Annotated in this window: 9 protein-coding genes, 1 tRNA gene and 1 pseudogene; 8 read left to right on the top strand and 3 right to left on the bottom strand. The window is 68.7% G+C overall.

Going from position 1 to position 12785, the window contains the following annotated elements:
* Positions 1 to 103: 103 nt before the first annotated feature.
* Positions 104 to 2017, top strand: coding sequence for an amidohydrolase (locus AC1DO7_RS11770; protein ID WP_441618634.1), 1914 nt, complete (start codon positions 104 to 106; stop codon positions 2015 to 2017).
* A 129-nt stretch (positions 2018 to 2146) separates the two neighbouring features.
* On the opposite strand, the gene AC1DO7_RS11765 is transcribed toward AC1DO7_RS11770, so the two are convergent.
* Positions 2147 to 3103, bottom strand: coding sequence for an alpha/beta hydrolase (locus tag AC1DO7_RS11765; protein ID WP_441618632.1), 957 nt, complete (start codon positions 3101 to 3103; stop codon positions 2147 to 2149).
* A 260-nt stretch (positions 3104 to 3363) separates the two neighbouring features.
* Here AC1DO7_RS11765 and AC1DO7_RS11760 point away from each other — a divergent pair, with 260 nt between their 5' ends.
* Together AC1DO7_RS11760 and AC1DO7_RS11755 are read left to right on the top strand one after the other, a co-directional pair.
* Entirely contained in the window at positions 3364 to 3723 is a 360-nt protein-coding gene (locus AC1DO7_RS11760) for an HNH endonuclease (RefSeq protein WP_441618630.1), read from the top strand.
* Positions 3724 to 3836: 113 nt separating this feature from the next.
* A tRNA-Leu gene (locus AC1DO7_RS11755) sits at positions 3837 to 3921 on the top strand.
* Between the two features lie 146 nt (positions 3922 to 4067).
* Here the strand turns inward: AC1DO7_RS11755 and AC1DO7_RS11750 are convergent.
* Positions 4068 to 5483, bottom strand: coding sequence for an MATE family efflux transporter (locus AC1DO7_RS11750; RefSeq protein ID WP_477116160.1), 1416 nt, complete (start codon positions 5481 to 5483; stop codon positions 4068 to 4070).
* A gap of 267 nt (positions 5484 to 5750) precedes the next feature.
* Here AC1DO7_RS11750 and AC1DO7_RS11745 point away from each other — a divergent pair, with 267 nt between their 5' ends.
* The 5 genes and pseudogenes from AC1DO7_RS11745 to cls all read left to right on the top strand — a co-directional run bounded on the left by AC1DO7_RS11745 (position 5751) and on the right by cls (position 12105).
* Positions 5751 to 6242 carry a MarR family winged helix-turn-helix transcriptional regulator gene (locus AC1DO7_RS11745; RefSeq protein WP_441618626.1) on the top strand — a complete coding sequence of 164 codons (492 nt, stop codon included), beginning with the start codon at positions 5751 to 5753 and terminating at the stop codon, positions 6240 to 6242.
* A 346-nt stretch (positions 6243 to 6588) separates the two neighbouring features.
* Entirely contained in the window at positions 6589 to 8289 is a 1701-nt protein-coding gene (gene aspT / locus AC1DO7_RS11740) for an aspartate-alanine antiporter (protein ID WP_441643585.1), read from the top strand.
* Positions 8290 to 8359: 70 nt separating this feature from the next.
* Entirely contained in the window at positions 8360 to 10045 is a 1686-nt protein-coding gene (gene aspT, locus AC1DO7_RS11735) for an aspartate-alanine antiporter (RefSeq protein WP_441618622.1), read from the top strand.
* Positions 10046 to 10285: 240 nt separating this feature from the next.
* Positions 10286 to 10441: pseudogene (locus tag AC1DO7_RS11730) on the top strand (bifunctional aspartate transaminase/aspartate 4-decarboxylase); the annotation flags it as partial.
* 128 nt (positions 10442 to 10569) lie between these two features.
* On the top strand, positions 10570 to 12105 hold the full coding sequence (gene cls / locus AC1DO7_RS11725; RefSeq protein ID WP_441618620.1) for a cardiolipin synthase: 1536 nt from the start codon (positions 10570 to 10572) through the stop codon (positions 12103 to 12105).
* A gap of 81 nt (positions 12106 to 12186) precedes the next feature.
* Here the strand turns inward: cls and AC1DO7_RS11720 are convergent, their stop codons facing one another.
* Positions 12187 to 12336 (bottom strand): hypothetical protein, encoded by a 150-nt coding sequence (locus AC1DO7_RS11720; RefSeq protein WP_441618618.1) that lies wholly within the window; start codon positions 12334 to 12336, stop codon positions 12187 to 12189.
* Between the last annotated feature and the right edge of the window lie 449 nt (positions 12337 to 12785).

The raw sequence follows: 12785 nt of genomic DNA, 5'->3' as shown, positions 1-12785 counted from the left end.
AAAGAAATCGACCGGACCTGGCATGGCGCTCTTTCGGCGCGCTCGCGGCCGACAATGGCGCAGCCGCCCGTGGGCGTTCGCTGGCCGCCGCAAGGATCCCGCAATGAAGACTTCCCATCCCGCCGCCAGGGCCGCGCAGGCCCTGGCCGCCGCCCTGCTCGCCAGCGCCTGCGCCCCGCCCGGACCGCCGCCGGTGGTGGCGGACGCGATCTGGCACAACGGGGCAGTCGTGACGATCGATGAGGCGATCCCCGCTGCCGAAGCGGTGGCGTCCAGGGGCGGCAAGATCCTGGCGGTGGGCTCCGCCGCCGAAATCATGCAGTACCGCGGCAGCGCCACGCGCATGAACGATCTCAACGGCGGCACGCTGATCCCCGGTTTTGTCGACGCGCACGGCCATGTCACCATGGTCGGCTTCCAGGCACAGAGCGCCAACCTGCTGCCGCCGCCCGACGGCCCGAATGCATCGATTGCCGAGCTGCAGAAGACGCTGCGCGACTTTCGCCGCCAGTCCCCGATGCCGGCGCACCTCAAGGTCCTGTTCGGCTTTGGCTATGACGACTCCCAGCTCAGGGAAAAGCGCCATCCGACCCGGCAGGACCTCGACGCCGTGGCCACCGACATGCCGGTCGCGCTGGTGCACCAGTCGGGCCATTTCGGCGCGCTCAACAGCCGCGCGCTGGAGATGGCCGGCATCAGCGCCGCGAGCAACGATCCCGACGGCGGCGTGATCCGCCGGCGCCCCGGCAGCCGCGAGCCGGACGGCGTGCTGGAGGAGAATGCCTTCTTCCTCGCGCTGGCCAGGCTGTTCCCCAGGCTTGGCGAAGCCGAGGCCATCGCCATGCTCGCTGCCGGCCAGAAGCTCTACGTCAGCCATGGCTACACCACGCTCCAGGACGGGCGCACCGCCCCGGCCCAGGTCAAGGCCACCATGGCCGCGGCGCAAAAAGGCGTGCTGCAGGCCGACGTGGTGTCCTACCCGGACATCCTGAAGCCCGGCGCGGAGGCCCTCATGCAGGCGCCCTTCTTCCATCCGGTGACGGAGCCGCCCCAGTACACCGGCCACTTCCGCATCGGCGGCGTCAAGCTGACGCTCGACGGCTCGCCGCAGGGCAAGACCGCGTGGCTGAGCCGGCCGTATTTCAAGGTGCCGGCCGGCAACAAGCCGGACTATGCCGGCTATGGCGTGGTGAAGGACGCCGGGGTCTTCGAGGTCTACGACAAGGCGCTGTCGCACCGCTGGCAGGTACTGACCCACGCCAACGGCGACCGCGCCATCGACCAGATGATCACCGCCATGCGCAAGGCCGAGCAGGCCAACCCCGGCGTGGACGTGCGGCCGGTGCTGGTCCACGGGCAGACGCTGCGCAAGGACCAGGTGCCGGAGCTGAAGGCGCTCGGCGTCTTCCCCTCGCTGTTCCCCATGCATACCTACTACTGGGGCGACTGGCACCGCCAGTCGGTGCTGGGACCGCAGCGCGCGGAGAATATCTCGCCGATGAAATGGGTGGTCGATGCCGGCATGCGGGTCAGCTCCCACCACGACGCCCCGGTGGCATTGCCCGATTCCATGCGCGTGCTCTCGGCCACGGTCAACCGCACTACGCGCAGCGGCTTCGTGCTTGGCGCGGGCCAGCGGCTCGATCCGCTGACCGCGCTCAAGAGCATGACGATCTGGGCCGCGTACCAGCACTTCGAGGAAAACACCAAGGGCAGCATCACGCCCGGCAAGCTGGCCGACTTTGCCGTGTTGTCGGCCAATCCGCTGAGCGTGCCGCGCGACACCCTGGCCAGCATCAAGGTGCTGCAGACCTTCAAGGAAGGCAATCTGATCTATGACCGTGCGCTGGCGCAACCGCCCGTGGCTTCGCGCCCCGCGGAATTCGCCATGCATGGCAACCCGGAGCTGGCGCCCGCGGCCGGCCTCGCCTACCCCGCGCAGGGCGATGGCGACCTGCCCGCGGCGCTGGAGGTGATTCTCGACCAGCTCTGGAGCGAACCCGCGAAAGGGAAGTAGCCGCACCCCGATGGCGAAGGTTTGCTGCCCTCTCCCCTGCGATGGGAGGGCGGCGGCAGCCATCTGGCATCGACGCGGCGCCGGCTGGCTCCCCATTCCCGCCTGCGGGGCCTCGGCAGATCAGGCGCCTCAGTCCACCCCGATCATGCGCCGCACTGCCCGCAGCAGCGGGCTGTCCCGCTCGGCGAAATCGTTCACCACGCTGAAATGGTGCTTGCCCGGCATCGGTAAATGCACGGCGCCCGGCACCGATGCATTGGCTGGCCAGGCGGCCCGCAGCAGCGCGCTCTGGCGTTGGTATTCGCCGGATTCCAGTTCGCCCACCGCGGTCACCAGCGGCGCCGCCGTGGCCGGCAGCAGGCGGGCCGGCGACATGCGCGCCACGTCCTGCTCCGACAGGCACAGGTTGGCCAGGAACGGCGCGCGGCGCAGCGGCTCCAGTTCGTGCACGCCGCTGACCGACACCGCGCCCTTGACCAGGTCGGCAGGCAGGTCGGCGCCAAGGCCCGGCCAGTGCGTGGCGAGCATCATCGCCGCCATGTTGCCGCCCACCGAATGCCCCGCGACGAAGATGCGGGACCGGTCGTGCCCGAGCCGCTCCGACTGCCGGTACAGCCAGGCCACGCTGCGCGCCGCCTGCAGCAGGATGGCAGGCACCGCCACCGCCGGTGCCAGCGAGTAGCCGACCACCGCCACCGAGACGCCGCAGCCCGGCAGCGCATTGGCTACGAGGCTATGGTCGCGCTTGTCCAGCGCGCGCCAGTAGCCGCCATGCAGGAACACCAGCAGCGGCGGCGCATGGCCGGCATGGCCGGCATTGCCCGCGTTGCCCTTCGATGCGGCGGCGTGCGCCGGGAAATAGTCCAGCCGCTCGGCCGCTGCGTTCGGGCCGGGCGGGGCATCGGCATAGCTCAGATCTTCGAGCCAGCCGTCGCGCTCGCGCACCTGCCGCGACAGCTCGGCCCACTGGGCCATGTAGGCGGCGTTGTCCGGCACCATGGCCCGGTTGTTGTACTCGCGTTCGAAAAAGGCGGGATCCTGCGACGGCAGCTCTGCGAGGCTGGCGAGGGACGAAGGGTTGGACATAGGTCTCCGGGACGATTGGACCGAGGCCGCCTCTTGTTGTCTTGGCGTAGCGGCCTGCGGGGGAAGAATTTGCCTGCACCGCACGCGCCGGGCAGATCCGGGACGATCCCGGTAGCCCGGCGGGCGCTGCGGCGGCAATAATGCTATCCGAGTTCGCAGGCGGCGTTCCAGCCGGAAGATTCCCGGAATCGGACGGAGACATCCGCCAGTTGCGGCCAGTTGTGGCCGCTTGCGCCTATCCCTCCAGCCACGCCCCGTTCATGGTCGTCAAACGCCATCTGCGCGCCGGTCAGGACCACCAGCAAGGTCCGCCCGCCGGCGCCCCTGCCGCCGCCGCGCCATGCCCCCTGTGCGGACGGCCGCTGGCACCCGGCCCCAGCATCGACCTGCACCACCTCGTGCCACGCAGCCAGGGTGGACGCGACGCCGTGGCCATGCACCGCGTCTGCCACCAGAAGATCCACTCCGTATTCACCGAGGCCGAACTTGCCCGTACTTACCATGACTGGGACCGCCTGCGCGCCCACCCCGCCATGGCCGACTTCATCCGCTGGATCGCCCGCAAGCCGCCCGAATACTACGACCGCAGCCGCGCCACCCGGAGCAGGCGCGGCGACTAGGCTTGCCCGCCGCCCGGCGTCCGGTTGTGGGCGCGCGGGATTTGCGGCATAATTCCCGGCTCAGTGCGCCGCTGGCAAGCCGGTTTCCGGTCCAGGCCGCCGGCATCCACTCCGCCCGGGTGGTGAAACAGGTAGACGCAGGGGACTCAAAATCCCCCGCCGCAAGGCGTGTCGGTTCGAGTCCGACCCCGGGCACCAGATCCAACGAAAAACCCGCAGTGCTTTCGAGCACGGCGGGTTTTTTGTTTTGCGGCGCCGGGCGGCGGCACCGGGGCAGGCCGGCTCCCTTCATGCGCAAGGCACCGGTCGCAGCGGCGCGGCCGCCAGGCCTTGCCCCGCACCTGTCATCGCTTCGCCGGCGCCGCCATCCACGGCACCGCATTGAGCAGTGCGAATACGGCAAAGGCCAGCACCAGCACCGCGCACAGCGCCGCCAGGCTGCTGCCGAAGACTTGCACCACCAGGCTGCTGCCCAGCGCGATCACGACCACCCGGCCGATGCCGGCGATCACGGACCAGCGCATCCGCTTCGCCCCTTGCGAGGCGAAATACAGGGCCAGCCCGCAGCCAAGCAGGCCATAGGCCGGCGCCACGATCCTGAGATACGTGGTGCCGGTGGCGACCGCCTCCGCATCCGTCGAGAACAGGTGCAGCCATGCGGTGGGAAACACGGCCGCGGCCAGCCCGACGACTTCGGTGGCCAGCGCGGCGATACAGGCGCCCTTCCAGGCAACCTCGCGCGCCCGCTCCAGTTGCCCGGCGCCCGTGTTCATGCCGATCATCGCCACCATGCCAGAGCCGACCCCGAACACGATCGGGATCTGCAGGTATTCGATGCGGATGCCCAGGCCAAAGCCGGCCAGCTCCCTCGTGCCCATGGCGGCGACGAATGCCGTCGCCAGCGTGACCGCCAGGTTGGCCGTCGTATTGTTCAGTGCGGCGGCGCCGCCCACGCCAAGGATCTCGGCGAACTGCGACCAGCGAAGCCGGTGCCTGAAACTCAGGCGGAAGCCGCCCCTGCCGCRCAGCAGGCTCCACATGAGCACGACCGTGCCGATGACGTAGTACGCCACAAGTGCCAGCCCCGCGCCCGCGATGCCCATGGCGGGGATCGGGCCAAAGCCGAAAATGAATGCCGGCGACAACACCAGCAGGATGAATACGCCGCCGGTCAGTACTGCCGCCGGCAGCTTCATGTTGCCGGTGCCGCGCAGCACGCTTGCCAGCGTGTTGAGCAGCCAGAGGAAGATCGCGCCCGCGAAGATGGCGTTCGAGTAGGTAAGGGCTGCCTTCAGCGCTTCGCCTCGTCCGCCCATCATCGTATAGATCTGCGCTCCGCCGAGGACCACGACCAGCGTCGACACCAGTCCCAGCACCAGTGCGATCACCACGGCGTGCAGGGCGAGCGACTGCGCGTCTTGCTGGCGCCCTGCGCCGAGCGCGCGCGCAATGGCCGACGAGATGCCGCCGCCGATCCCGCCCGCCGACATCATCTGCACCAGCATGACCAGCGGGAAGACCAGCGCGGCACCGGCCAGCGCCTCCACGCCCAGCCGGCCCACATAGTAGCTTTCAAGGAAATTGGCCGTGGCCTGCGCCAGCATCACCACGACGTTGGGCGCGGCGAGGCGCAACAGCGTGGGCAGGACCGGCGCCCGCAGCATCAGCTCGGTCCGTTGCCGGGCGGCACTGGCGCCGGCCGGCGGGGCCGGGATGGCGGGGCTTGCGGCAGCAGTGGCTTGTGCGAGACGATCATTCATGGGTATTGTCCGGGAACCGTGCATTGCGTCGAGCCCGGGCGCAGGCGAATTCCTCTAGAATTCCCGGCTTGGGGGCAGCCTGTCCCTGCCACTCCGGCCACCCCTGCGGGTATTGCCGGGATGTTTTAATTACAGGCATATGCCACTATATGGATGGTGCCCGCCGCTGTCAACAAGACGGCCTGCCGGCGTTTTCCCTTGGGCGCCGTCAAGCGCACTCTGCGCCACAACTCGATTTCCACCTCCGCGAACGGGCCTGACCTCACCATGAATTCCCCTGCACCGAGCGAGCCGATCTGCAACAACGCCGCACTGCGCCGGGCCGCGCGCCGGCTGGGCCAGCTCTACGACGACGTGCTGGCACCGAGCGGCCTGCGCGCCACGCAGCACGCGCTGCTATCCCAGATCGACCGCGCCGACCGTCCCACCATGCGGGCCCTGGCCGATGCGCTGGTGATGGACCTTTCCGCGCTCGGACATACGCTCAAGCCGCTGGCGCGCGATGGCTATGTCGAACTGGTGCCCGACGAGAATGACCGGCGCAGCCGCCGCGTCAGCCTGACGACGAGCGGCAAGAGCAAGCTGAAGGAGTCGCGGGCGCTATGGAGCGAAGCGCAGGCGCGCTTCGAAGCCTCGCTGGGCCAGGCCGAAGCCAGCGCGCTGCGCGGCGTACTCAACCGCATCGCTTCCCCGGCCTTTGCGTCGGGATTCACGGAGCCCGGCGCCAGCGCCGGCAAGACAGGCCGAACGCCGGCCTGAGCCACACCGCTGCCCGCGCCTCGCGGCAAGCGCCCCCGGCCCGCGGCTGCTCCACGCCCCCTGATCCACGCATGCGCGACCTACGCGCCGGGCGATGCCGCGATGCGCCCGCCATCCATCGGCCGGCAGGAATGCGCTGATCCCTGCGCCCCACGCGGCACATCGACGCCGCTTAAATCACAAACAAAAGCTTTCAGYACGCGCGCCAAGTGACGGCAGGGATAATGGCCCACGCCGATCCCGTGCCGCCGGCCGGCGAGGCCGGGCCCGGCGAATATCCGTGCCGCGCGCAGCCTTGCGCGGGCGCCCCATGGACCAGTGATCCCTCCGCACGGCTGGCCGCCTCATGGAAACCATCGTCCGTCTGCTCGCAACGCAACCCGAGATCGCCCTGTTCCTGGCGCTGGCCGTGGGTCACGCCGTGGGTGCGGTCAAGGTGGGCCCGTTCCAGCTCGGCGGCATCTGCGGCACCTTGATTGCCGCGCTGGTGATCGGCCAGAGCGGCGCGCGGCTCGAGGCCGACGTGCGCAACGTGTTCTTCGCGCTGTTCATCTTCGCGCTGGGCTTCACCGGTGGTCCGCAGTTCTTTGCCAACGTGGCGCGCAGCTGGCGCATCGGCCTGCTCTCGCTGGTGGAGGTGGCCTCGGTGCTGGCGCTGATGTCGCTGGCGGTGGTGGTGCTGAACCTCGACCAGGGCACCGCGGCCGGGCTGCTGGCCGGTGCGGCGACGGAGTCGGCGGTGATCGGCACGGCCTCGGAAGCCATTGCCCGGCTGGGCCTCTCCGCCGACCGCGTGCGCGAGCTGCAGACCAATATCGTCACGGCGTACAGCGTCACCTACCTGTTCGGGCTGATCACGATCGTGCTATTCACCAGCCAGGTCGCACCGTGGCTGATGCGCATCGACCTGCGCGAGGCGGCCGCCGCGCTGTGGCGCAAGCTCGGTGGCGAAGGCGACATGGGCGCGCGCCAGTACGCCGCGCTGCCGGCGCTGGTGGGCCGCCTGCTGTCGGTGCGCGACGCGGCCGGGCGCACGGTGCTGCAGGCCGAACAGGCAGTATCGCTGGGCGTGACGATCCGGCGCATCCGCCGCAACGGCGTGACCTTCAAGCCCGCGCCCGAAGAAGTCCTGCATATCGGCGACGTGGTGCTGGCCTATGGCCGGCGCGAGGCGATGGTGCGCTTCGTGCAGGAAACCGGCACCGAGATCCTCGACACGGCCGGCGACGCGGACATGGACACGGTGGTGCAGGTGGAGCAGGACGTGCTGCTCGCGCGCCGCGAGATCAGTGGCCTGACGCTGGCCGCGCTGCGCCGCATGGCCGACGTGGGCCTGGGCCGCGGCGTCTATGTCGACGGCATCAGCCGCGTCGGCCGCCCGATTCCGCCCCTGCCCAACACGGTGCTGGAGCGCGGCGACGTGCTGAGCCTGAGCGGCCCGTCCGAGGCGGTGGAGCGCGTGGTGCCGGAGCTGGGCTACCGCGTGGTGCCCACCATCAAGACCGATTTCGTGTTCCTCGGCATTGGCGTGCTGCTGGGGATCCTGATCGGCAAGCTGGACGTGCAGCTGGGCAGCGTGGACCTGACGCTGGGCACCGGCGGCGGCTGCCTGGTCTCGGGCCTGGCGTTCGGCTGGCTGCGCGCGCGCATGCCGCTGATCGGCTCCCTGCCCTCGCCGGCCGCGGAGATCCTGAAGGACTTCGGCCTCGCCACCTTCATTGCGGCGGTGGGCCTGTCGGCCGGACCGGACGCGATCAAGCTGGTGAAGACCTATGGCCTGGCGCTGCCGGTGGCGGGCGTGCTGATTTCGCTGGTCCCGGCGACGCTGTCGCTGCTGATCGGCCGCTGGCTGAAGATCGAGGCGCCGATCCTGCTCGGCGCGGTGGCGGGCCAGCAATGCAGCACGCCGGCCATCATGGCGCTGACCAGCGCGGCGGGCAACAGCACGCCGGTGATCGGCTACACCATCACCTATGCGATCTCCAATGTGCTGCTGCCGCTGATGGGACCGATCGCGGTGGCGGTGGCCGGCTCGCTGGCGCATTGAAGACCGCGCCGGCCGGGCAAGTGCGCGCCGCGRCGGGCCCGACCGATTTCTCACGCAGCAGGAGCAAGGCATGGAGTGGTTGCACGGCATCTTCCAGAAGTCTCCCGAAGCGGCGTTGTTCCTGTCGCTGGCCATCGGCTACGCAATCGGCAAGATCACCTTCGGGCGCTTCCAGCTGGGCGGCGTGGCCGGCTCGCTGCTGGCGGCGGTGGTCATCAGCCAGGTGGGCGTGGAGATCGACAACGGCGTGAAGGCGGTGATGTTCGCCGTGTTCATCTATGCCGTGGGCTACGAGAGCGGGCCGCAGTTCTTCAACTCGCTCAACCGCAGCTCGCTGCGCGAGATCGCCATGGCGATCTTCATGGCGGTGGTGGGCCTGGCCACGGTGGTGATCCTGGCCAAGCTGTTCCACCTCGACAAGGGCCTGGCCGCCGGGCTGGCTGCCGGCGGCATGACGCAGTCGGCCATCATCGGCACCGCGGGCGACGCCATCACCAAGCTCGGGCTGTCGGCCGAAGAGGTGAAGGTGCTGCAGTCCAACGTGGCGATCGGCTATGCGGTGACCTATGTGTTCGGCTCGCTGGGCGCGATCATCGTGTGCGTAAACATCCTGCCGCGCTTCATGAAGACGGACCTGAAGACCGACGCCAAGAAGGTGGAGGCGGCCATGCACGGTGGCGTGGCGCAGTTCGGCCCCGGCCAGCGCGGCGCGCTGCCGCGCCTGGTGGGGCGCGTGTTCCGCGTGACCGGCGCGGCTGGCAAGACGGTGGCGCAGATCGAGACCAAGGGCGAGGACCTGGTCACGGTGGAAAAGGTGATGCGCGCGGGCAAGGCGGTCGAGGTCACGCAGGAGCTGGTGCTGCAGCCCGGCGACCTGGTCCTGATGGTGGGACGGCGCGACGCCATGGTGCCCACTGCGCTGGTGGTCGGCGAGGAGGTGGCCGAGCCCGAGGGCATGGGCGTGGTGATGCAGACGCGGCGCGCTGTGTTTACCCACAAGGACATGAACAACAAGTCCATCGCGCAGATCATCGGCATGGTGGAGCGCGAACAGCGGCACGGCGTGTATATCGAGCATATCGAGCGCTATGACCACCCGCTGCCGATCCTGCCCGAGCTGAAGCTGCAGCACGGCGACATCATCACCTTCTACGGCACCCCGGCCGACACCGCGCGCGCGGCCAGGACGGCGGGCTATGAACTGGTGCCGAGCGAGAAGACGGACTTCGTCTACTTCGGCGCCGGCGTGCTGGTAGGCCTGCTGATCGGCCTGCTGGTGTGGCGGGTGGGTTCGATCCCGCTGACGCTGGGCTCCGGCGGCGGCGCGCTGCTCTCCGGGCTGGTGTTCGGCTGGGCGCGTTCCAAGCATCCCATGTACGGCGCCATGCCGACCGCGGCCTGCCAGCTGCTCAAGGATTTCGGGCTGGCGGCCTTCGTCGCCATCGTGGGCATCAACTCCGGGCTGCAGGCAGTGACCACGCTCAAGCAAAGCGGGCTGACGATCTTCCTGCTGGGCGCGGTGGTGACGCTGCTGCCGCTGTTCCTGACCATGCTGTTCGGCCGCTACGTGCTCAAGTACGACAACGCGGCGCTGCTGGCGGGCGCGCTGTCGGGCTCGCGCAGCGCCAACCCGGCCTTCGGCGGCATCCTCGACAAGGCCGAAAGCCCGGTGCCGACGGTGCCCTTCGCCATCACCTATGCGCTGGCCAACGTGCTGCTGACGCTGCTGGGGCCGCTGGTGGTGGGCCTGGTGTAGCGCGCCGGCCTTCGCGTTCTTTCCTGTTGCCTGTTGCCTGTCGCCCGTCTCCCCTCTTCCGTTTCCGTTTCCGTTTCCGGTTCTCGGTTTCCGGTTCTCGGTTTCCGGTTCTCGGTTTCCGGTTCTCCGTTTCCGGTTTTCTGTTTCCGGACCAGTGCGGCCGGCGCGACGGCGCCGTCCCGGCCTGGCCCCTCGCCAACAAGCCTTTCCGTGGAGCAAGTCATGACCAAACCTGACCTTTCGCGCCACCCGTCCGGACGCGTGTCGCTGGCCAATCTCAACGAGTCGGACTACGTCAAGATCGGCCGCTCGATCCGCAAGCTGTTCGAGGAGTACGTAGAACAGTACAACAAGGCCACCGGCAACAAGGCGAACAAGGACGTGACGAAGAAGTAGGCCTGCGCTGACCCGCATGGCGCGCGGCGCGACGGCGGCGGAAGTGTCCGCATCCTCGCGCCGCACGGCTCTGGTATGGTTGGCGCTCCGCTTCCCGACGCTGCGATCCCGCCTGCAGTCCTAGCCTCATGCCAGCCTCCCTGTCCACCGACCTTCCTGCCCTGCTCTTGCCCGCGGTACCCGCCGGCTGGCTTTCGGCGCTGCCCGGCGGCATCGCCGCCGACCTGTGGTGGTGGCCCTCGCTGTTCACGCTGGCCGAATGGCTGATCCGCCTGACCATGCTGGTCTATGTGCCGCAGCGTCGCGCGCCGGCGGCGGCGCGCACCTGGCTGCTGCTGATCTTCTTCCTGCCATGGCTCGGCCTGCTGCTGTACGCGCTGTTCGGCCGCATCTACTATCCCAAATCGCGCCGCCTGAAGCTGCTGCGCATCAACCGCGGCATCGAGCGCGTGCGCGGCCCGCTGGAGCGCTTCGCGCCGGTGCAGCCGCTGCCCGCGGGCGTAGCCGCCGACGCCGCCGCCCTGATCGAGCGGCTGGGCTCCTACTGGCCCATGCAGGGCAACGCGGTGGAACTGATGGACGACTATGACGCCGTGGTGGCCCGCATGATCGCCGACATCGACGGCGCCGCGCGCCAGGTTCACCTGCTGGTCTACATCTACGCCGCCGACGCCACCGCGCGCGCCATGACCGATGCGCTGCTGCGCGCCAGCGCACGCGGCGTGCGCTGCCGCCTGCTGCTGGATGCGCTCGGCGCCCGCGCCGGCTGGCGCGCGTTCTCGGACGAACTGCGCCAGGGCGGCGTGGAGGTGATACAGGCCCTGCCGATGCGCTCGCTGAGCGCCGTGCTCAAGGGCAAGAGCGCGCGCTTCGACCTGCGCAACCATCGCAAGATCCTGGTGGTGGACGGCAGCGTCGGCTATATCGGCTCGCAGAACGTGATCGATGCCGAATCCATGCCCGGCCTGCCCAACGAGGAACTGGTGGCGCGCGTGACCGGCCCGGTGGCGGGGCAACTGCAGGCGTTGTTCCTGGCCGACCGCTACCTGGAGACCGGCGAGACCCCGGACGGCGGCTTCGCGCCCGAGAACTTTCCCGCCCTGCGCGCCGAGGGCACGCACACAGCCCAGATGCTGCCCAGCGGCCCCGGCTACGGCACGCAGAACGCGCAGATGGCGCTGGTGAGCATGGTCCATCGCGCGCGCGAACGGATCGTCATCACCACCCCCTACTTCGTGCCCGACGAGGCCTTCCTGCAAGCCCTGCAACTCGCCTGCTACCGCGGCGTGGCCGTGCACCTGGTACTGTCGCAACGGATCGACCAGCGCTTCACGCAGGCCGCGCAGGAGGCCTACTTCGGCGTATTGCTCGATGCGGGGGTGCTGATCCACTTGTACAAGCCGGCCTTCCTGCATGCCAAGCACGTGACCATCGACGACGAGGTCGCGATGGTGGGGTCGACCAATATGGATATCCGCTCGTTTGCCTTGAATGCAGAGGCTGCGCTGGTGATCTACGACCGCGCGGTCGTGGCGCGGATGCGGGAGATCCAGGAACGGTACTTCGCGAACAGCGCGCAGGTGGTGCGCGAGGTCTGGCAGCGCCGGCCGCTGCGGAGGCGGACCTGGCAGAATCTTTGCCGGCTGGCGGATTCGTTGTTGTAGGGTTGGGCGCCTTGGGGGCGGTTACTGATTTTAATTTTTGGTGTTGGATTTGGCATTGGATGCGGTGATATCCTAGCCTAATTATTTAACTTCGAAGTCAAAGGCTTTAAATTCAAAGGCTTTAAATTCAAAGTCAAAGGCTTTCGCTCCCCCGGAGCGACCTACTTTCTTTTCCCCGAAAAGAAAGTAGGCAAAGAAAGCGGGCTGCCTGGCCGGCAGGGGCAGAAACATTGGGATTTCTTGTGTTTCTGGTTTCGTCGTGGGGTTCTTGGTTCTGCGCGCATCCTGCCGTTACCGGTGCGGGCGGCCACTAAGCTCCGGGTCTTGTCGGTTTCGGGGTCAGACCTATGATGGCGGGCGCACTGCTTGTGCGGCCATCTGCCGTTACCGGCCTTGGCCACCACGGCATAGCACTGTCATGGTTTCGTGGTGGGCTTGGTGGACCGGGCCGCGGGTGCGCTGGGTTACTTCACTGARCTCACACAGGGGCCACCGCGCCCACCGCGAAACCAGCGCCGTTCCCATGACGTGCCCATCCGCCCCGGTCGCGGCAGCAGCTTGACCTACCTGGGCCCACACCATCATGCAGCGCCACCACGAATCCAGCGCCGCTCGCAGGATAGCGACCGCCAATACCGGTAACGGCAGGATGCGGGCAGAACCACAGGCCCCACCAACCA

This window comes from Cupriavidus sp. 05N40 (assembly GCF_056397305.1).
Note: the sequence above shows the minus strand (reverse complement) of the source record. Positions and strands in the feature narration are given on the sequence as shown.